The sequence below is a fragment of the Tessaracoccus yangjingae genome, assembly GCF_054483935.1.
Genome location: NZ_CM137014.1, coordinates 1496424 through 1516339, shown reverse-complemented (window position 1 = coordinate 1516339; position 19916 = coordinate 1496424). Strand labels below are relative to the sequence as shown.

14 protein-coding genes and 1 tRNA gene are annotated in these 19916 nt (G+C 70.8%); 3 read left to right on the top strand and 12 right to left on the bottom strand.

Annotated elements, in window-relative coordinates; all coding sequences use genetic code 11:
- Window positions 1-15 precede the first annotated feature (15 nt).
- The 5 genes from ACX1D3_RS06450 to nirB form a co-directional block, all read right to left on the bottom strand.
- Entirely contained in the window at window positions 16-297 is a 282-nt protein-coding gene (locus ACX1D3_RS06450; RefSeq protein WP_458996164.1) for a DUF2249 domain-containing protein, read from the bottom strand.
- A 64-nt stretch (window positions 298-361) separates the two neighbouring features.
- The gene (locus ACX1D3_RS06445; protein WP_458996163.1) at window positions 362-1051 is read right to left on the bottom strand and encodes a sirohydrochlorin chelatase; all 690 of its coding nucleotides are present in this window, start codon (window positions 1049-1051) and stop codon (window positions 362-364) included.
- Window positions 1048-2193 carry a uroporphyrinogen-III synthase gene (locus tag ACX1D3_RS06440; RefSeq protein ID WP_458996162.1) on the bottom strand — a complete coding sequence of 382 codons (1146 nt, stop codon included), beginning with the start codon at window positions 2191-2193 and terminating at the stop codon, window positions 1048-1050. The genes ACX1D3_RS06445 and ACX1D3_RS06440 overlap by 4 nt, the downstream gene beginning before the upstream one ends.
- Entirely contained in the window at window positions 2194-2589 is a 396-nt protein-coding gene (gene nirD, locus ACX1D3_RS06435; protein ID WP_458996161.1) for a nitrite reductase small subunit NirD, read from the bottom strand.
- Complete coding sequence (nirB, locus tag ACX1D3_RS06430; protein WP_458996160.1) at window positions 2586-5186, bottom strand: nitrite reductase large subunit NirB; 2601 nt, start codon at window positions 5184-5186, stop codon at window positions 2586-2588. Before nirB ends, nirD begins: the two co-directional genes overlap by 4 nt.
- A gap of 487 nt (window positions 5187-5673) precedes the next feature.
- On the opposite strand from nirB, the gene ACX1D3_RS06425 reads away from it, so the two are divergent.
- Window positions 5674-6105, top strand: a complete 432-nt coding sequence (locus ACX1D3_RS06425) for a hypothetical protein (RefSeq protein WP_458996159.1) — start codon at window positions 5674-5676, stop codon at window positions 6103-6105.
- A 308-nt stretch (window positions 6106-6413) separates the two neighbouring features.
- Complete coding sequence (locus ACX1D3_RS06420; protein WP_458996158.1) at window positions 6414-7148, top strand: hypothetical protein; 735 nt, start codon at window positions 6414-6416, stop codon at window positions 7146-7148.
- 6 nt (window positions 7149-7154) lie between these two features.
- Here the strand turns inward: ACX1D3_RS06420 and ACX1D3_RS06415 are convergent, their stop codons facing one another.
- From ACX1D3_RS06415 to ACX1D3_RS06405, 3 genes are read right to left on the bottom strand one after another with little or no spacing between them, the layout of a single operon-like run.
- Entirely contained in the window at window positions 7155-8639 is a 1485-nt protein-coding gene (locus ACX1D3_RS06415) for an FAD-dependent oxidoreductase (protein ID WP_458996157.1), read from the bottom strand.
- Window positions 8636-10735: a molybdopterin oxidoreductase family protein gene (locus ACX1D3_RS06410; RefSeq protein ID WP_458996156.1), complete on the bottom strand. Its 2100-nt coding sequence runs from the start codon at window positions 10733-10735 to the stop codon at window positions 8636-8638. Before ACX1D3_RS06410 ends, ACX1D3_RS06415 begins: the two co-directional genes overlap by 4 nt.
- 3 nt (window positions 10736-10738) lie before the next feature.
- Entirely contained in the window at window positions 10739-12145 is a 1407-nt protein-coding gene (locus ACX1D3_RS06405) for an MFS transporter (protein WP_458996155.1), read from the bottom strand.
- A 226-nt stretch (window positions 12146-12371) separates the two neighbouring features.
- Between ACX1D3_RS06405 and ACX1D3_RS06400 the strand changes: the two genes are divergently transcribed.
- Window positions 12372-12447 (top strand) — tRNA-Arg (locus ACX1D3_RS06400).
- Between the two features lie 8 nt (window positions 12448-12455).
- Here the strand turns inward: ACX1D3_RS06400 and ACX1D3_RS06395 are convergent.
- The 4 genes from ACX1D3_RS06395 to ACX1D3_RS06380 are packed head-to-tail and all read right to left on the bottom strand — an operon-like array spanning window position 12456 to window position 19792.
- Window positions 12456-13556 (bottom strand): calcium/sodium antiporter, encoded by a 1101-nt coding sequence (locus ACX1D3_RS06395; protein ID WP_458996154.1) that lies wholly within the window; start codon window positions 13554-13556, stop codon window positions 12456-12458.
- Window positions 13557-13572: 16 nt separating this feature from the next.
- Window positions 13573-14586: a dihydroorotate dehydrogenase-like protein gene (locus ACX1D3_RS06390; RefSeq protein WP_458996153.1), complete on the bottom strand. Its 1014-nt coding sequence runs from the start codon at window positions 14584-14586 to the stop codon at window positions 13573-13575.
- On the bottom strand, window positions 14583-18158 hold the full coding sequence (gene nifJ / locus ACX1D3_RS06385) for a pyruvate:ferredoxin (flavodoxin) oxidoreductase (RefSeq protein ID WP_458996152.1): 3576 nt from the start codon (window positions 18156-18158) through the stop codon (window positions 14583-14585). The genes ACX1D3_RS06390 and nifJ overlap by 4 nt, the downstream gene beginning before the upstream one ends.
- Complete coding sequence (locus tag ACX1D3_RS06380) at window positions 18155-19792, bottom strand: NAD(P)-binding protein (protein ID WP_458996151.1); 1638 nt, start codon at window positions 19790-19792, stop codon at window positions 18155-18157. The genes nifJ and ACX1D3_RS06380 overlap by 4 nt, the downstream gene beginning before the upstream one ends.
- Between the last annotated feature and the right edge of the window lie 124 nt (window positions 19793-19916).

The following is a 19916-nucleotide window of genomic DNA, read 5'->3' as shown; positions in this document are numbered from 1 at the left end:
CGCAGTAGCTGCACATCAGACGCGCGCCAGCTTCAACTTCCAGGCCTCGGGCCCCTCCTCGACGTAGCTGACCTGGATCGCATCGCCGTGGCGGTCCGCGATCTGGTTCAGCAGCGGCACTGGGTTGTGCGGGGCCACCAGGACGAACGCCGCCCCGGGCTGAAGGCCGTCGACGACGCCGTGGATCGCGGCATGGCGCACCGCGTGCGGGATGGCGCGGGCGTCGAGCTCGGGAAGGGACTCGTCATGGCCGCCGCAACCGCAGGCTGACTTGGGGGTGAGGGAGATCTCTGTCATGAGCGACAGATTACTACAAAGAGTTTGTATCAAATAACCCGGGGCCCGCGATCCGGACCGGCCCTCAGCCCTCGAGACAGAGGCAGCCGGACAGGTAACGGTCCACCACCACCGACACCAGGCCCGGATGCGCACCCAACGGCTGCGCCACCACGTCTCCGCCCGCGCGGGCCAGCTTCCGCTGGAAGAACCCGGGCCCGATCAGATAGGAGGCCACCGCCACCGGGCCCGACGCACGAGCGGCCGCGACCGCCTCCGGCACCCTTGGCTCGGCCGCGGACAGGAAGCCGACAGTCACCGGACCTGACCAGTGCTGCTGCACCCCGCGACCCACACCGTGGCCCACCTCGGCCGCCTCGGGGCGCGACGAGCCGGCCACGGCCACCACCACGGTGGCCCCCTCCGGGGCTCCCGCCTCGCGGAGCCGGTCCACGAGCGCCGCCTCCAGACGCGGGTCCGGGCCGAGCGGACCGGTGGAGAGCACCTTGCCGGGGTGACCTGCGACCGCCTCGGCGACGTCGACCTCGGTGTGGAAGCCGAGCGTCAGCAGTACGGGCACCACCACCACGCGGTGACCCGCCGCGACGAGGCGGTCCACCACGACGTCGAGCTTCGGCTCCTGCACGTCCACGTAGGCGACCTCGACGGTGACGTCCGGCAGCCTCTGGGCTGTCGCGCCCGCGATGGCCAGCACGGCGGCCTGGCCGTCCGGGTCGTCGGTGCCGTGAGCACAGACCACGAGCGCCGGTCTCACGCGCTCACCTCCAACCGGTAACCCCGCCGCGGCACGGTGCGCACGAGCGAGCGATCCCCCATACTGTCACGCAGCCGGGCGACCGCAACCTCGGCGGCGTGCGGGTCGTTGGAGCTGCCGGGCAGAACGGCCAGGATCTCCTCCCGCGACACCACTCCCCCGTTCGCCTCCACCAGAGAGCGGAGCACCGCGAACTGCACCTGGCTGAGCGGCAGCGCGCGCCCGCCCAGGCTGGCGGCGGACCGCCGGAGCCACAGCACACCCGCCGGGGTGGACACTTCTGCCACGCCGCGGGCCGACAGCGCCGTCGTAAGCTCCCGCACCAGCGCGCCGAGCCGGAACCGGTCCGGAATCAACGGGTCCAGGCCCAGCTCGATGAGGGGCGCGGCGGTGACGGGCCCCACGGTCGCGGGAAGGACGGGCCCCGCCATCGCCGCGATCGCGGCATCCCTCAACCCCTCCCGCTCGCAGGCGGCGAGGAACTCCACCACGCCGTGCGCGGACGTGAAGGCCACCGCGTCGACCTCGGCGGCCGCCACCATCCCGACTGCCCGGCTCACGGCCTCTGGGTCCGGGGAGGGCCCCCACCGGTACACCACCAGGGACGTGACGCGGGCGCCCAACTCGACGAGGAGCTCGTCGATGCCGTCGCTGCCCGCGCCGTGATGCTGGACGGCCACGTGCAGGCCCGCGACGCCCTCGGCCTCGAAGAGCTCCTTGATCTCGGCGGCCGTCTCCGAGTCCGCCACCCAGTCGGCCGTCAGGCCCGCGCCGTGGACCGCGCCCTGCGCCTTGGGTCCACGCGCGATGATCCGCGCTCCACGCAGCACCGACAGCAGCTCTTCGGCACACCCGGCGGCGTCGGCGGCCTCCATCCAGCCTCGGAAACCCACACCGGTGGTGGCCACGACCGCGTCCGGGGGGTCGGCGATCAGCGCCCTGGTGTGCGCGATCAGCTGCTCGTCGTCTGCGTGGGGCACGATCGACAGGATCGGCGCCCTGATGATCTCCACCCCCCGGCGCTCGAGCGCCGCGGCCAGTTCGGAGGCCCGCCGTTTCGCCGTCAGCACGACGCGGCAGCCGGCGAGCGAGTGCGCGCCGGCTGTCGCAGTGGAACCGATGGCGGTCACCGTGGCGTCCATTCAGCCCGCCCTGGCCAGGCCCTCTTCGGGCCGACGGAGCGGGGCCTCGTCGGTGACCTGCGAGCCGACGAACACCCGGCCGTCGAGCACCGCCACCGCCCATGTGCCGAGCGCCTTCGCGGGGTCCGACAGGCACACGCCGGTGCGGAGGTCGAAGGCCTGCTTGTACATGGGAGAGAAGAGTACGGGCACGTCCTCCCCGTCCACCAGGGACGACCCCACCAGTCCACGGGCCATCACGTTGGCGCGGGCGAAGGGGTCCCACATGCCGACGGCGACGACGCGGTCGTCGTGGAGCCTCACGATGGCCACCTGCCGGCCGTCGATCAGGGCGGCGACAGGCCGTTCCGGGAGCAGGTCGTCAAGGCGACATACGGGTTCGGTGGTGGTGATCATCGCGCTCCTCCAATGGGGATGGTGGGTCCGGCGACCAGGACCGGCCGCCGCTCGGAATCGACCAGTTCGACGCCGGACTCGCGGTCGGCGTCCGTGGCGGGGCGGACCTGGCCGCGCTCCCCCACGTACTGGAGGTTGTCGTCGACGGCGTCTGCCGCGTTGACGAAGCCCGCGAACCGGGCCAGCTTGACCGGGTCCTCCAGCACGTCACGCCATTCGTCGCGGTAGCCGTCGACGTGGCCGGCCATGGCGGCATCGAGGTCCGCGGCGATGCCGAGCGAGTCCTCCATGATGACCGTGCGGACGTGGTCCAGCCCGCCCTCGATCGATTCCAACCACACGGCGGTGCGCTGAAGCCTGTCGGCGGTGCGCACGTAGTACATGAGGAAGCGGTCGATGGTGCGCACGAGCTCCTCGGTGGAGAGGTCCTCCGCCAGGAGGACGGCGTGGCGAGGGGTGAAGCCGCCGTTGCCGCCCACATAGACGTTCCAGCCCTTGTCCGTCGCGATGATGCCGACGTCCTTGCCGCGGGCCTCCGCGCACTCACGCGCGCAGCCGGAGACGCCGAGCTTGAGCTTGTGCGGCGAGCGTAGCCCGCGGTAGCGCAGCTCCAGGTCGATCGCGAGGCCGACGGAGTCCTGCACGCCGTAGCGGCACCAGGTGGACCCGACGCAGGACTTCACGGTGCGCAGCGACTTGCCGTAGGCGTGGCCGGACTCGAACCCGGCGTCGACGAGCCGCCTCCAGATGTCGGGCAGCTGGTCGATCCGTGCGCCGAACATGTCGATGCGCTGACCGCCGGTGATCTTGGTGTACAGCCCGAAGTCGCGGGCGATCTGGCCGATCACGATGAGCCCGTCCGGGGTGATCTCGCCGCCGGGCACGCGGGGCACGACCGAGTAGGTGCCGTCCTTCTGGATGTTGGCCAGCACGTGGTCGTTGGTGTCCTGGATGGCCGCCTGCTCACCGGACAGGATGTGCCCGTTGCCGAGGCTGGCCAGGATGGAGGCGACGACGGGCTTGCAGATGTCACACCCGCGGCCGCGGCCGTGCCGGCCGATGATCTCCGAGAACGTGGTGAGGCCGGTGATCCGGACCACGTCGAACAGCTGGGCCCGGGAGAGCTCGAAGTGCTCGCAGAGGGCGTTGCTGACCACGGTCCCGGACTTCTCGAGCTCGGCCACCATCAGCTTGCGCACCAGCGGCAGGCAGGAGCCACAGCTGGTGCCTGCCTTCGTGCACGCCTTCACCCCCGCGAGGTCGGTGCAGCCACCCTCCGTGACCGAGCAGCGGATCGCTCCCGCCGTCACGTTGTTGCAAGAACACACGGGGGCGTCGTCGGGCAGCTCGCCCTGGACGGGGGCGCCCTCCGCGCCGGCGGGCACCAGGTACGCGGCGGGGTCCACGCCGAGCGGCCGCCCCAGCAGGGGCCGGAGGCCGGCGTAGGCCGAGGCGTCCCCCACCAGGATGCCGCCGAGCAGGGTGCGGGCGTCGTCGGAGAGGACGAGTTTCTTGTAGACGCCGGCGATCGGGTCGGTGTAGACCACCGACAGGGCGCCGTCGGTGGTGCCGAAGGCGTCGCCGAAGCTGGCCACGTCGACGCCGAGGAGCTTGAGCTTGGTTGAGAGGTCGCCGCCGGTGAAGGTGCCGGAGCGGCCGAGCATCTGGTCCACCGCCACCTCGGCCATCGTGTAGCCGGGGCCGACGAGGCCCCACACGCGGCCCTGGATGCAGGCCACCTCGCCGATGGCGAAGATGTCCGGGTCTGCGGTGCGGCAGGAGTCGTCGACGACGATGCCGCCGCGCTCCCCCACCTCGAGGCCGGCGTCGCGGGCGAGCTCGTCGCGGGGGCGGACGCCAGTGGCGAAGATCACCACGTCCACGTCGATGGAGGAGCCGTCGTTGAAGACCATCTTCTCCACGGCGATCCGGCCCTTGATGGCCGAGGTGGCGGTGCCGACGCGCACGTCGACGTCCATGGCCTCGATCAGGCGTTTGAGCGACTCGCCGCCGCCCTCGTCCACCTGGAGGGGCATCAGCCTGGGCGCGAACTCGACCACCGTGGTGTCGGCGCCGAGCTTCTTCAGCGCTCCGGCGGCCTCGAGGCCGAGCAGTCCGCCGCCGATGACGGCGCCACGGACGCGGCGCTTCGGGTTGCGCTCCTGCAGCGTCTCGACGTAGCCGCGCAGGGCCGCCACGTCGTCGATGGTGCGGTAGACGAAGCAGCCGGGCAACTCCCGGCCGGGCACCGGGGGCATGAACGCGTAGGAGCCGGTGGCCAGCACCAGGGAGTCGTAGGCGTGCGACATGCCGTTCTCGGTGATGACGGTGTGCGCCGCCGGGTCCACGGAGACCACCTTGGCGCCGCGCCGCAGCTTGACGTTCGGGTCCTGCCAGAGGTGCGCCTCGCCGAGGTTCAGCAGCTCGGGGTCGCGGTTCTCGAAGTAGCTGGTCAGGGCCACCCGGTCGTAGGGCGGGCGAGGCTCCTCGGCCAGCACGGTCACGCGCCACTCGCCGGCCTCGTCGCGCGAACGCAGCGCCTCGACGAATCGGTGGGCGACCATGCCACCCCCGACCACCACACACAGCTTGCTCATATCGGCCTCCTGGGGATCTGTTGGGTTGGCGTCCTCGGTGTCTACGACGGTAGGTGTCGCATTTTCCGGGGCTGGATCAGTCACGTTTCGGCTGTGCAACAAGCCACTCACGCGACGGCGTGGGCATCCGTGAGATCCGAGTGCTGCCTCCGTCCGTGCGGCCGTTCCGCTTCCGTTGGAGGCGCGGGTGCCCGCTACCTGGCGGTGAACACCTTCTGTGCGATCAGACTGTTAGTCGACTATGTCGTCGCATGTGCTCAGGCCAAGAACCCCTATGTGCTTGGTATCCAAGCCGTCATTACTCAGCCAGATTCATGCCGACTAGATCCAGCGTCAAGGGCCAGGACCGCCTGAGGCGAGGGGGTGACCCTACCCCACTGCTAGCCTGCAACCACGCTTGAATGGGATGGAAGGAGAGGCAGCGGTGCCCACAAATCGAGCTATCTGGCGACTATCGGCTTGGGGATGGGTTTCCCTATTATCGTTGATGTTGGCTGCCGGTCCGGCCTGGGCGGAGCCGGCGCCGTCTCCGACCCCAAGTGAAAGCGGTGCTATCCAGGCGTCAAATGCGCCGACGGATGCGGACGCCTCCACGTACATCGCGGTCCCGCCTCCTCGCATCTTCTACTACTACAACTCAAATCTTGCTGGCGCCTACCGATTCTTCACCGCCGATGTCTCCAATCTGGCGGGCTACAAGTATGACAACGCTGGGACGACGTCCGCTGGCCTGGGCCAATACGTCAAGAACAACGCCGCGTCGATCCGTCACTACAGCTACTCCCCAAACGGCATGCCGGTGGTGGTGTTCTTCTACAGCGGATACGGCTTCCCCGCTGATGCCTGTGTGCCCAATTGCGCCGGGAACCTCTCGCCAGGGCTGAAGAACAACAACGCTTCGCACCGCTGGCAATGGTGAGAGTTCTTCGAGCAGCCCTCGGCTGCGCGCTGGCAGGCTGCATTGCGTGGGGGGCCGGCTGCACCCCGGAACCGGCTACTCCACTGTCGCCGTCCTCGCAGTCCGTCACGTCGGGGGAAGCAGGAACCGCGTCTGCCTCGCCTGCATCAACTTCAACTTCCGCGGACTCGGCCGTCGCCCCCGAGCCTCCTGTCGCCGGGGATCCCACGTCCTCACCTGAGATACCGACGCCATTCGCACAGTTCATGCTGGGTCCCGAGGAGGAAGCTACGCTCAACTTCGCACGAGAGCTGTTGCTCGATGAATGCATGAAGCAGTTCGGTTTGACCTCCAGTATCAATTCATACGACTCATGGCTTGCGCTTGAGCATCAAGTGCGAATCAGCGGCGTAGCGTACCGCTTCGGGCCCACCGTCATGGACTTCGCCGCTCAATACGGTTACGGCCCCCTGCCGTCACCACAGCTGGTCGCGGTCTCCCCCCAAGGCGCCTCGAACTTCGAGGTGCTCCACGGTGCGAGATCGCTGGACGAGTTGGCCAGTGCGGGGATGAACCCGGAATCCCCTGGCGACTTTATCGGAATCCCCATCCCCCCTGGCGGTTGTATCGGTAAGGCGTTCCGAGACCTGGAGGACGACGGCGGGCTCGGATGGGGATCGATCGCCATGGGTTCTTGGGCTGCGTCGATGGGGGAAATGTTCGAGTCTGAGCGCTACGAGATGCTCGTCGCCACGTGGGTGGAATGTCTGAGCGAGACCGGATACCAGGTCACTGATCCCATCAATGATGCGGGCGACATCGCGCGCCTGCGCGGAAGCCGCAGCGGTTCGACGCCCAGCGAAGAGGAGGTTGCTCTCGCCCTTGAGGATGTCGCGTGCAAAGACCGGCTCGGGTTCACTGAAGATCTGACCGAGTTAGACGCGGAGTTCGCCGAGGCGGGTATCGCGCAGAACCTTCAGGCACTGCAGGACAACAGGTCGGAGCTGGATTCCAAGGTCGAACTGGCAGAGGGTCACATCGAGCGGTTGGGTGGCTACAGGTAGCTGCGGTCACGCGACGGTGACCCGCCCGAGTGAGGTGCGCGGGGTGCCCGGGGCGCAGAGAGCGGCGACCAGGCTGCAGACGTCCGAGGTGCAGCTGCCGCAACCGGTGGAGGCGCGGGTCGCCGTCGCGACGGCCTCGGGCGTGTCTGCACCGGCCCTGACGGCGTCGGTGATGGCGGCCTTGGTCACCGCGTTGCAGCGGCACACGAGCGCGGCATCGGGCAGGTCGGCCACGGACATCGCCGGGGCCGCGCCGGCGAGCGGGCGGGCCAGCAGTGCGGCCGGGTCGTCGGGGACGGGTGTGCGGGAGTCGAACGCCACGGTCAGGTCCGCCGCGACCTGGGGATCTCCGACGCACGTGGCGCCCACCAGGAGTCCGTCCGCGACGGCGACCCGCACGCGTCGCCGCCCGACCGGGTCTGTGAGGGAGAGCACCCGCGGCGCGCCGGGCGCGAACTCGTCGGCCGGGAACTCGCCCATGGTGACCGCCTCGAGGCCCTCGGCCTTGACCCGGAACACGCCGGAGTCGGCGCCCAGCACTGGGCGGGGCCCGGACCGTCCGCTGATCTTCTCGGCGAGGTGGTGCGCGAGGACGCGCGCCTGCTCCCAACCGGGGCCGACCAGACCCGGGCAGCCCTGCGGGGTGCGGGCGCAGTCGCCGATGGCGTAGATGGCGGGGTCGTCGGTGCGGCAGGTGTCGTTGACGAGGATGCCGTTGCGCACCCACAGCTCGGCCGCCTCCGCCAGGCGGGTGCGAGGCCTGACCCCGATCGCCACCAGCAGGAGGTCGGCGGGGATGTGCTTGCCGCTGGTCAGCCTGACCGAGGCGAGGCTGTGGTCGCGGCGGCGCTCCATCCCGGCGACGCGCACGTCGACCAGGGTGGTGATCCCACGGTCCGTCAGCCCGGCGCGGACGACGGCGCCGCTGGCGGGGTCGAACTGGCGGTCCAGCGGGGCCGAGCCGCGGTGCACGATGGTGGCGTCGCTGCCGGCCTCGGCGAGCGCGACGGCGGCCTCGATGCCGAGGACGCCTCCCCCCATGACCACCACCCTGGCGCCGGCGGCCGCCGCCGAGCGGACCCGGTCCGCATCGTCCCAGGTGCGGAGCGCCGCCACGCCCGGCATGGGGGTGCCGTCGGCGCGGACCACGCCGTCGACGGTGGGAAAGACGGGCTCGGCGCCGGTGGCCAGCACCAGCGTGTCGAAGTGGTGCTCCTCCCCCGCGGAGTCGGTGACTGTGCGGTTGCGGCGGTCGATCCCGGTGGCCTTGCGGGCGCGCAGAATCCGCACGCCCCGACTCTCGGGCAGAGTCAGCCCGGGCAGGTCTGCCCGGCCCATGATCACATCGGGCAGGAGGATCCGGTTGTAGGCCGCGTGCCCCTCCTCGCCCAGGACGGTGACCTCGACGTCGTCGAGGCGGTGGGAGGCCAGGTCGGCGAGGAAGCGGTGCCCCACCATGCCGTGGCCGACGACGACGATCCGGTGACTCATGCCGCCTCTCCGATCCGTGTCAGCCGCACTGCCGCGACCTTCAACTCGGGCATGCCCGAGATGGGGTCGGTGGCGGCGTTGGTGACCCGGTTCACCGCGCCGGCGTCCGGGTAGTGGAAGGGCATGAACACCGTGTCGTGCCGGATGCCTTCGGTGAGCCGGGCCACGGCCTCGCAGCTGCCGCGGCGGGAGTGCACGGCCACGCGGTCACCCGCCGCGACACCCAACCTCTGCGCCAGCAGCGGGTGCAGCTCGACGTAGGCCTCCGGCTCCACGCTGTTGAGCGCGGGCACGCGCCGAGTCTGGGCGCCGGACTGGTAGTGCTGCAGGACTCGGCCGGTCACCAGGTACAGCGGCAGCTCCGGGGTCAGCTCGTCGTCGGGCGGGGTCTGGTCCACCGGGTGGAGGACCGCACGCCCGTCAGGGGTCTCGAAGCGGTCGAGGAACACCCGCGGGGTGCCCTCGTGGTCCGGGGCGGGGCAGGGCCAGTAGAGGGCGTCGCCGTCGCGGAGGCGCTGGTGGCTGAAGCCGGCGTAGTCCGCCACTCCGCCGGCGCTGGCGCGGGTCAGTTCCTCGAACACGACGGCGGGGTCCGGGCTGAACGGCACCGGGCTGCCCAGGCGCTCGGCCAGCTCGCTCCACACCTCCAGCTCGGTGCGCACGCCGACGGGGGGCAGGGCTGCCCGGGCCCGGAGCAGCAGCCGCCCCTCGAGGTTGGTCATGGTGCCGGTCTCCTCCGCCCACTGCGTGACGGGCAGCACCACGTCGGCCAGCGCCGCGGTCTCGGAGAGCACGAAGTCGCTCACCACCAGCAGGTCCAGGTCGCCCAGCCGCTCGGTGAGGCGGAGCACGTCGGGCAGGCTGACGACGGGGTTGGCGCCGTGGATGAGCATGGCGCGCGGGCCACCGGGGGTGGCGAGGGACTCGAACAGGGCGACGGCGGGCTTCCCAGGGCCCGGCAGGGAGTCGGGGTCCACGCCCCAGACGGCCGCGACGTGCGCGCGGGCCGCCGGGTCGGCGATCGAGCGGTACCCGGGCAGCTGGTCCGCCTTGAGCCCGTGCTCGCGGCCGCCCTGGCCGTTGCCCTGGCCGGTGAGGCAGCCGTAGCCGGAGCCAACCCGTCCGGGCAGCCCGAGGCACAGCGCGAGGTTGACCGCGGCGGTCACGGTGTCGGTGCCGTGGGCGTGCTGCTCGGCGCCGCGGCCGGTGAGCACGTAGGCGCCGCGGCCTCCCCTCGCGGGGCTGGCGGCGGCGAGAAGGCGGGCCGCGCGCCGCAGCTCGGGGACGGGCACGCCGGTGACGCGCTCCACGCGCTCCGGCCACCACGCGGCCAGGCTGGCGCGCAGCTCGTCGACGCCGTTGACCCGCTCCTCCAGGTAGTCCCGGTCGACGAGCCCCTCGGTCCAGAGGATCTGGGTGAGGCCCAGCAGCAGCACGAGGTCCGTGCCGGGGAGCGGGCTGAGGTGGAGGCCGCGGCCGTCCCCGGTGAGCGCCGCCGTCGGGGTGCGACGGGGGTCCACGACGATCAGCCCGCCCGCCTCCTGCGCCCCGGACAGGTGGGTGCAGAACGGCGGCATCGTCTCGGCGGGGTTGGACCCCACCAGCAGGATGGCGCCCGCCCCGTCGAGATCGGCGAGCGGGAACGGCAGCCCGCGGTCCAGGCCGAACGCCCGGCGCCCGCCGGCCGCGGCCGAGGACATGCAGAAGCGGCCGTTGTAGTCGATGTTCGGCGTGGCGAGCGCCACCCGGGCGAACTTGCCGAGGGTGTAGGCCTTCTCATTGGTGAGACCGCCACCCCCGAACACCGCCACCGACTCCGGGCCGTGCTCGGCCCGCAGGCGCAGCAGCGTGTCGGCGACCAGGGTCAGGGCGGTGTCCCAGTCCGTGGGCACCAGCTCCCCGTCGCGGCGCACCAGGGGGCTGGTGAGCCGGTCGGAGGTGGTGAGCACCTCGGCGGACGTCCACCCCTTCTGGCAGAGCCGTCCCCGGTTGGTGGGGAACTCCAGCGGGGTCACCGTGGGGGTGATCCCGGCCTCGGCCGGCGCCACGTTCATGGCGCACTGGAGCGCGCAGTAGGGGCAGTGGGTGGCGGTCATGCGTCAGACCTTCAGCGCGGCCAGGCGTGACCCCCGGCGGAGGTAGGTGAACCACGTGACGCCCAGCATGAGGAGGTACACGGCCACCATCACCCCGAGGGCCGCCTGCAGGTCGCCGGTGATCGTGCGGGAGAGGGCGAAGCCCTGCGGGATGAGGAAGCCGCCGAACGCGCCCACCGCGCCGGCGATGCCGATGCAGCCTGCGGCGGCGCGACCGGCCGCGGTCAGCGACTCGGGGTCCCCGGCCGACGTGCCGGAGAAGACCGCCGGGATCATCCGGTAGACCGATCCGTTGCCGATGCCCGTGAACACGAACAGCCACAGGAAGGACACGAAGAAGATCGGGAAGGACTCGGCCTGCAGGCCGACGATGGCGCCAACGGCCCCGATCGCCATGGCGACGAAGGAGGCGCAGGTGACCACGGCGCCGCCGATGCGGTCGGAGAGGAAGCCGCCGAACGGACGGGCCAGCGAGCCCACGAGGGCACCCATGAAGGCCAGCGAGATGGTCACGGCCGGGAACAGGTTCTTCAGCAGCGTCGGGAAGGTCGCGGAGTAGCCGATGAAGGAGCCGAACGTGCCGATGTAGATGAAGGACAGGATCCAGGTGTGCGGGTGGCGCAGGGCCGCGGCGTAGGCGCGGGGGTCGGACTTGGCGCTGGACAGGTTGTCCATGCTTCGCCAGGCGAGCACGGCTGCCAGGAGGGCCAGCGGGATGAACATCAGACCGGCGCGGTCCAGGCTGACCCCGGCGCCGATGGTGATGACGATCGGGACGGCGAACTGGACGGCCGCGGTGCCGAGGTTGCCTCCGGCCGCGTTGAGGCCGAGCGCGGCGCCCTTCTCCTTCGCGGGGAAGAAGAAGGAGATGTTGGCCATCGACGAGGCGAAGTTCCCGCCGCCGACACCGGCCAGCGCGGCGATGCCCACGAGCGCCACGAACGGCAGCTCCGGGTGGTTGACGGCCCAGGCGAGCGCCGCGGTGGGCAGCAGCAGGAGCAGCGCCGAGACGACCGTCCAGTTACGGCCGCCGAAGCGCGGGACGGCGAAGGTGTAGGGGATCCGGAGCGTGGCGCCGACGAGCGCCGGCGTCGACACCAGCCAGAACATCTCGTTGACGCTGAGGTCGAAGCCCACGCCGTTGAGCTGCGGGACGACGATGCTCCACAGGGCCCAGACCGCGAAGCCGAGGAACTCGGCGAAGATGGACAGCCACAGGTTGCGCCGCGCGATGGGCCGGCCCACGCTCCCCCACTGCTCGGGGTTCTCCGGGTCCCAGCCGTCGATCCAGCGGCCGGGACGGTGGGTCAGTCCACCGACGGTGGTCTGCGCCCGGGCGGCGGCCTCGGCGGCGAGGACGTCGACGGCCGAGTCCGGCTCGCTCGACGGTGGGATGCGAGTGGTGGTCATGGTCGCTCCTTCGGGTCTTGGGTGTACATGTCCGTGAGCGACGCTGCTCACGCATGAACCTAAGTTCCGGGTGTTGCGACCGGTCACCCGTCGGGTAACGGACCTGTCAACACTTCCTCACGCACAGCGCGCGGTCCGTGTGAGGGGCGGGGATGCAGAGGGGCGCGGTCTGCAGCATCGGCCGCGGCCCGGTATCCTGTCCGTTGGCCCGGCAGTTCAGGGCCGTGGCCCCGTAGCTCAGGGGATAGAGCAGAGGTTTCCTAAACCTTGTGTCGGAAGTTCGAATCTTCCCGGGGTCGCCACCGTCGGCTCAGCCGACGCGCTCCAGCCGGCCGGCCGACCCTCGCCGCAGCTGGACCTCCTGCCACACCGTGACGGCCCCCACGACGAGCAGCAGCGGCAGCACGAACGCCACCATCACCAGCGAGAACCCACGCAGCGCGTCGTGCTCCGCGGAGGCGAGCACCATGTAGCCCAGGTACGCCACGTAGAGGGCGAGGAACACCCCGCCCTCGAGCCGCGCCACCTGATGGCCGGTGAACGCGACGGTGCCCAGCGCGAGCGCCGCGGCGATCATCAGCGGCAGATCGAGGGCCACCGACGATGGGGGCACGGGCAACCCGTCGGCCGACATCACGGCGGGCAGGCCCAGCACGAGGCCCATGTTCGCCACGTTGCTGCCCACCACGTTGCCCACCGCGATGTCCACCTCGCCGCGACGCACGGCCGCGACCGTGGCGGCCAGCTCGGGCAGCGAGGTGCCGAGGGCCACGATGGTCAGGCCGATGATCAGCTCCGAGACTCCCAGCCCGGACGCGATCGACACCGCGCCGCTGACCAGCAGTTGCGCGCCGATGACCAGCGCCGCGACACCCACGGCCACGAACGCCACCGACACCCACACCGGTGCCGGGGCCTCCTCCCCGTCCCCCTCTGCGTCGGCGGCGTCCTCACGCGCGGCGGCCCGCCTGCCGAGCGCCACCGTCGACACCATGAAGGCGACGAACGCCGCCAGCAGGATCACACCGTCGAGGAGGCTGAGGGACCCGTCGAGGCTGAGCAGGAGCAGGACGACAGACAGACCGATCATCACCGGGAGGTCGAAGCGCAGCAGCTGGCGCTGGACGCTGAGCGCCGCCATGAGGGCGCCGGCGCCGATGATCAGGAGCACGTTGGCGGTGTTGCTGCCGATCACGTTGCCCACCGCGAGCTCGGGCGCGCCCGCCAGCACGGAATCGACGGTGACCGCCAGCTCCGGCGCCGACGTGGCCACTGAGACCACGGTCAGCCCCACCACCAGCGGCGACATCCCCAGCCTGCGCGCCAGCGACCCCGCCCCCCGGACCATGAGTTCGCCGCCGAGGACGAGCAGCACCAGGCCGCCGAGGATCAGGAGGACGTCTGTCAGCACGCGCCCATCGTAGGAGTCAGCGCAGCGAGCCGTAGGTGCTCTTCGCCTTTTCCAGGGCGGACACGTAGCCCTCGCGCTCGTAGGCGTCCGGCGCTGCCTGCGCGGGCACCGCCAGCAGGCCGCGCGCCTTCGCCAGCGGCAGGCCCTTGGTGGTCAGCCACTGGCCCAGGCCCTCGACGAGCACCTGCGCGTAAGCGGGCCCACGGCGGATCAGCGAGGAGGTGGTCATCACCACGTCCGCCCCGGCGAGGATGTACTTGACCACGTCGTCGGCGGTGTCGACGCCCGTGGTGGCCGCCAGCGACGCCTCCACCCTGCCCCTGAGGACCGAGATCCAGGTGCGCGGCAGCCGCGCGTCCACCGGCGACGACAGAGTCACACCGGACTCCACCGTCATCCGGTCCAGGTCGATGTCCGGCTGCAGGAAGCGGTTGAACAGCACCAGGCCGTCTGCCCCCGACGCGTCCAGGCGCACCGCCATGTTGCCCACCGACGAGAAGAAGGGGCTGAGCTTGACGGCCACCGGGATGCCGACGGCGCCCTTGACGGCCGCCAGGATGGCCAGGTGCCGCTCCTCGACCGCGTGCCCCGACATCATCACGTCGCCGGGCACGAAGTAGATGTTGAGCTCGATCGCGGAGGCGCCGGCCTCCTCGAGCCGGCGCGCGGTGTGCGTCCAGCCGCCCACCGACGCACCGTTGAGGGAGGCGATGATGGGCACGTCGACGGCGCCCGAGGCCTGCTCAACGAGCCTGAGATAGCTGTGGCTGGCGTCGTGGTTGGCCCGCGGCACCGTCGGGAAGTACGACAGTGCCTCCGCGTGGGACTCCTCGTACATGTCCTCCAGCGCCGCCGTCGCCTCCGCCTCCCGGCGGAGCTGCTCCTCGAAGAGGGAGTACAGCACCACGGCGCCCACCCCGCCGTCGGCGAGCGACTTCACGCCGGCGACGGTCTGGGACAGGGGCCCGGCCGACGCGACGACAGGGTTGCGCAGGGTGAGCCCCAGGTAGCTGGTGGTGAGGTCTGTCATGTCCGGCTCCTCGGATCTGCTGCGAACTGTTCGGCGCCGCGGCCGGCGAGTTCCTCGTACTCGGCCCACTTGCGGTCGACCTGCTCCTGGGCCAGCGCGACGAGGCGGTCCGCCTCCGCCGGGTCGGCGGCGCGCAGCACCTTGTAGCGGAGTTCGGCGGACTGGTACTTCTGGAGCGACAGCCGCGGGCGCGGCGAGTCGAGCAGGAACGGGTTGCCGCCCTCGTCGCGGATGACGGGGTTGTACCGCACCAGCGGCCAGTGCCCGGAGTTCACCGCGCGGTACTGCTGCTCGAGCCCCTTGCGGATGTCGTAGCCGTGAGCGATGCAGTGGCTGTAGGCGATGATCAGGCTGGGACCGTCGTAGGCCTCGGCCTCGCGGAACGCCTTGAGCGTCTGCTGCGGGTCCGCCCCCATGGCGACGCGCGCCACGTACACCGAGCCGTAGGCCATCGCCTGCATGGCGAGGTCCTTCTTGTTGGTCAGCTTGCCGCCGGAGGCGAACTTGGCGACGGCGCCCAGCGGCGTCGACTTCGACGCCTGACCGCCGGTGTTGGAGTACACCTCGGTGTCCAGCACCAGGATGTTGACGTTGCGGCCGGAGGCGAGCACGTGGTCCACCCCGGAGGAGCCGATGTCGTAGGCCCAGCCGTCGCCGCCGACGATCCACACCGACCGGCGCACCAGGTGGTCCGCGACGCTGCGCAGGTCCTCGACAGCCGAACCGGACAGGCCCCCGATCTTCTCCTTGAGCCGGGTGACGCGGTCCATCTGCTCGTTGAGCTCCGAGCCGTGCCGCTGGGCAGCCCCGAGGATGGCGTCGACGAGGGCGTCGTCGCCGATCTCCGGCCGGAGCTCGGCCAGCCGGGCCCTGGCCAGGCGTTCGTGCAGGTCGGCGGCGAGGCGGATCCCGAGGCCGAACTCCGCGTTGTCCTCGAACAGCGAGTTGGACCAGGCCGGGCCACGGCCGGCGGCGTTCTTGGCCCACGGCGTCGTCGGCAGGTTGCCGCCGTAGATCGAGGAGCAGCCTGTGGCGTTGGCGATGGTGGCGCGATCCCCGAACAGCTGGCTCAGCAGCTTGAGGTACGGCGTCTCGCCGCAGCCGGAGCATGCGCCGGAGAACTCGAACAGCGGCTCCAGGAACTGGGTGCCGCGGATGGTGCCGAAGTCGACGCGGGAGCGGTCGTTCTGCGGGATCGACTCGAAGAACTCGACCGCGGTCTTCTCCTTCTCCCGGTCCAGCAGGGGTACGAGGTTGATCGCGCGCCGCGAGGGCTGGTCGATGGGCTTGACCGGGCAGGCCTCGACGCACAGCCCGCAGCCGGTGCAGTCCTCAACGTAGACCTGCAGCGTGTAGTGGGTCTGCGGGAGGCCGGCCGCGTTGAGCGGCGCGGACAGGAAGCCCTCAGGCGCGTCGCCGACGGTGTCGGCGGGGTAGCTCTTGGCCCGCAGCACCGAGTGGGGGCACACAAAGGCGCAGTTGCCGCACTGGATGCAGGCTTCGGCGTCCCACTCGGCGACGATCTCCGAGATGTTGCGCTTCTCGAACTTGGTGGTCCCCGAGGGATAGGTGCCGTCCACCGGCAGCGAGGAGACCGGAAGGTCGTCGCCGCGACCCTTGAGCATGCTGGCGGTGACCGTGCGGACGAACCTGGGCGCGTTCTCCGGCACCGGCGGGATGAACCCGTGGTCCGACGTCGCGGTCTCGGGCACCCGCACCTCGTGCAGCTCCGCGAGCGCCGAGTCGACCGCCTCGTGGTTCTTGCGCACCACCTCGGCCGACTTGCGGGCATAGGTCTTGGTGATGGCGGCCTTGATCTTCTCGATCGCCTGCTCGCGGGGCAGCACGCCGGAGATGGCGAAGAAACAGGTCTGCAGGATGGTGTTGGTGCGGCTGCCGAGCCCGGCGGCGCGCGCCACCTTGCCGGCGTCGATGACGTAGACCTTGAGGCCCAGCTCGATGATCCGGCGCTGCACCGGCTGCGGCAACTGGTCCCACGTGCCCTCCGGGCCGTAGGGGGCGTTGAGCAGGAGCACGGTGCCGGGGCGGGCGAACTCCAGCACGTCCACCCGCTCCAGGATGGACCAGTGGTGGCAGCCGATGAACCCCGCCTGGTTGACCAGGTACGGCGCCTTGATCGGGTGGGGCCCGAAGCGTAGGTGCGACACCGTGCGCGACCCGGACTTCTTGGAGTCGTAGACGAAGTATCCCTGCGCGAACGTGTCCTCGGAGGAGCCGAGGATCTTGATGGTGTTCTTGTTGGCGCCGACGGTGCCGTCCGAGCCGAGGCCGTAGAACACGGCGCGCAGAGTCTCCGGGTGTTCCAGGTCCAGCGTCGGGTCGTAGTCGAGGGAGAGGTTGGTGACGTCGTCGTGGATGCCGACGGTGAACCTGGGCTTGGGTGCCTCCGCGGCCAGCTCGTCGAAGACCGCCTGCGCCATGGCGGGCGTGAACTCCTTCGACGACAGCCCGTAGCGCCCGCCGATCGCGACCGGCAGCGTGTCCCGCAGCCCGCCCGCGACGGCCTCGGCCAGCACGGAGGTGACGTCGAGGAACATCGGCTCGCCGGAGGCGCCCGGCTCCTTGGTGCGGTCCAGGACGGCCACCCGGGTGGCGGTGGCCGGCAGGGCGGCGAGGAAGGCGTCGGTGGGGAACGGGCGGTAGAGCCGGATCTGGATCACACCCACCCGGCCGCCGGCCTCGTTGATCCGGTCCACCACTGGGGTCACGGCCTCGATGCCGGAGCCCATGATCACGACGACTCGGTCCGCGTCGGGCGCGCCGTGGTACTCGACGAGCCGGTAGCGGCGCCCGGTCAGCTCGGCGAACTTGTCCATTTCGTTGGCGATGACCTTCGGCGCCCACTGGTAGTAGAGGTTGGAGGTCTCGCGGGACTGGAAGTAGGTGTCCGGGTTCTGTGCTGTGCCGCGGATGAACGGGTTGGCCGGGCTGAGCGCCCGCGCGCGGTGCTCGAGCACGAGCTCGCGCGGAACGAACCGGCGCAGCTCGTCGTCGGTGAGCAGCGAGAGCGTGTTGAGCTCGTGCGAGGTGCGGAAGCCGTCGAAGAAGTGCACGATCGGCAGCCGGGTGCGCAGGGTGGCCGAGTGGGCCACCGCCGCCATGTCGTGGGCCTCCTGCACCGACGCCGAGCTGAGCAGGCACACCCCGGTCTGCCGGACCGCCATGACGTCCTGGTGGTCGCCGAAGATGGACAGGCCCTGCGTGGCCAGCGAGCGCGCCGCGACGTGGAACACCGTCGAGGTCAGCTCGCCGGCGATCCGGTACATGTTCGGGATCATCAGGAGCAGGCCCTGCGAGGCGGTGAACGTCGTGGACAGCGCGCCCCCCTGCAGCGCGCCGTGCATGGCACCGGCGGCACCGCCCTCGGACTGCATCTCGATGACCGTGGGCACCTGGCCGTAGATGTTGGTGCGGCCGTGGGCGGCCCATTCGTCGGCGAGCTCCGCCATGGTCGACGACGGCGTGATCGGGTAGATCGAGCACAGCTCACTGACCCGGTAGGCGACGTCGGCCGCCGCCTCGTTGCCGTCGATGATGGCCTTGGTGCTCATCGGTTGCCCTCCTGGATCATCTCGATGGCGTGGACGGGACACTGCTCGTAGCAGGTGGCGCAGCCCGTGCATTTCTCGTAGTCGAAGCGGTAGCGGTTGCCCTTGCCGAGCTTGATCACCGCGTCCTCGGGGCAGGCGCCGAAGCACCCGTCGCACTCGAAGCAGTTGCCACAGCTGAGGCAGCGGTTGGCCTCATAGGTGGCCTCGGCGTCGGTGAGCCCTGCGACCACCTCCCCGAAGCCCTCGAGCCGCTCCTCGACGTCGGTCTCCTCCTGGATGCGGCGCAGGTGGTCCCCGAAGTACCACACGTTCATCATCGGCAGCGTGACGACGGGGTGCTTCTCGGCGGGCACCCACTCCTCCTTGTTGAGCCAGGCGTCGATCCGCTTGGCCGCCTTCTTGCCGTGGCCGACCCCGATGGTGACGGTGCGGTCGGACGGCACGGCGTCGCCGCCGGCGAAGATGCCGGGGACGGCCGTCATGAGGCTGTGCGGGTCCACCTCCACCACGTCGTCCTTGAAGCTCATGCCGGGGATGGCGCGCAGGAAGTGCGTGTCGGCGCGCTGGCCGAGGGCCAGAATGACCGTGTCTGCCTCCAGCTTCTCGAACCGGCCGGTGCCGCGGGCCTTGCCGTGCTCGTCGAGCTCCATGATCTCGACGGTGAGGTCCTCCTCGTCCACGGAGGTGATGGTGCGCAGCCAGTTCATCTTCACGCCCTCGGCCTGCGCGTCCTCGAGCTCCTCGGCGTGAGCGGGCATCTCGGCCAGGGTGCGGCGGTAGACGATGACGGACTCCTCGGCGCCGAGGCGGCGGGCGACTCGGGCCGCGTCCATCGCGGTGTTACCGCCGCCGTAGACCGCCACCTTGCGGCCGATCACGGGGCGCTCACCGGAGGCGACGTCGCGCAGGAAGCTGACGGCATCCACCACCCGGGTGGCGTCGGCGGCGGGGATGTCCACCCGCTTGGAGATGTGGGCGCCGACGGCGACGAAGACGGCGTCGAACGCGCCCTCGCGCTGCGTGGCGAGCAGGTCCTTGATGGGGCTGTTCTGCCGGAACACCACTCCCATCGCGACGAGGCGCTGCAGCTCGGCGTCGAGCACGTCGCGCGGGAGCCGGTACTCGGGGATGCCGTAGCGCATCATGCCGCCGGGCTGGTCACCGGCGTCGAAGATCTCGACGCTGTGCCCGAGGCGCGTGAGATGGTAGGCGGCCGACAGGCCGGCGGGGCCGGAGCCGACCACCATGACGCGGCGCCCGGAGCGGCGGCGAGGGGTGGGGAACTGCCAGCCCTTCTCGATGGCCAGGTCTCCCAGGTAGCGCTCGACGGAGTGGATCGAGACCGCCTCGTCGAGGTCCTTGCGGTTGCAGTCCGTCTCGCAGGGGTGGTAGCAGACGCGCCCGTGGATGGCGGGGAACGGGTTGTCGGAGACGAGCTGCCGCCACGCGGCCTGGGCCTCGCCGGCCTTGATCAGGCGCAGCCACTCCTGGATGTTCTCTCCCGCGGGACAGCCCGCGTTGCACGGCGGGAGCATGTCCAGGTAGATCGGCTTGCGGGACCGGACGGGGGCCACGCGGCCCGCGGTGTGACTCAGGTCCGGCTGGACGGTCATGTCCCTGCGCTCGGCGGCCATCGTTGCCCCTTCTCGTAGCTACTACCCAGCATCGTAGGGGGGCGGGGTATGCCGCAGAGGCCCGGGGGCAGACAAAAGGCCCGCCTGTGAAAGCGGGCCTCCTGTTCGTCAACTCACTGGGAGC

Coding starts and splice junctions, on each gene's coding strand:
- ACX1D3_RS06450 (WP_458996164.1), bottom strand. CDS start 297: ATGACAGAGATCTCCCTCACCCCCAAGTCAGCCTGCGGTTGCGGCGGC.
- ACX1D3_RS06440 (WP_458996162.1), bottom strand. CDS start 2,193: ATGGACGCCACGGTGACCGCCATCGGTTCCACTGCGACAGCCGGCGCG.
- nirD (WP_458996161.1), bottom strand. CDS start 2,589: ATGATCACCACCACCGAACCCGTATGTCGCCTTGACGACCTGCTCCCG.
- nirB (WP_458996160.1), bottom strand. CDS start 5,186: ATGAGCAAGCTGTGTGTGGTGGTCGGGGGTGGCATGGTCGCCCACCGA.
- ACX1D3_RS06425 (WP_458996159.1), top strand. CDS start 5,674: ATGTTGGCTGCCGGTCCGGCCTGGGCGGAGCCGGCGCCGTCTCCGACC.
- ACX1D3_RS06420 (WP_458996158.1), top strand. CDS start 6,414: ATGAAGCAGTTCGGTTTGACCTCCAGTATCAATTCATACGACTCATGG.
- ACX1D3_RS06415 (WP_458996157.1), bottom strand. CDS start 8,639: ATGAGTCACCGGATCGTCGTCGTCGGCCACGGCATGGTGGGGCACCGC.
- ACX1D3_RS06410 (WP_458996156.1), bottom strand. CDS start 10,735: ATGACCGCCACCCACTGCCCCTACTGCGCGCTCCAGTGCGCCATGAAC.
- ACX1D3_RS06405 (WP_458996155.1), bottom strand. CDS start 12,145: ATGACCACCACTCGCATCCCACCGTCGAGCGAGCCGGACTCGGCCGTC.
- ACX1D3_RS06390 (WP_458996153.1), bottom strand. CDS start 14,586: ATGACAGACCTCACCACCAGCTACCTGGGGCTCACCCTGCGCAACCCT.
- nifJ (WP_458996152.1), bottom strand. CDS start 18,158: ATGAGCACCAAGGCCATCATCGACGGCAACGAGGCGGCGGCCGACGTC.
- ACX1D3_RS06380 (WP_458996151.1), bottom strand. CDS start 19,792: ATGGCCGCCGAGCGCAGGGACATGACCGTCCAGCCGGACCTGAGTCAC.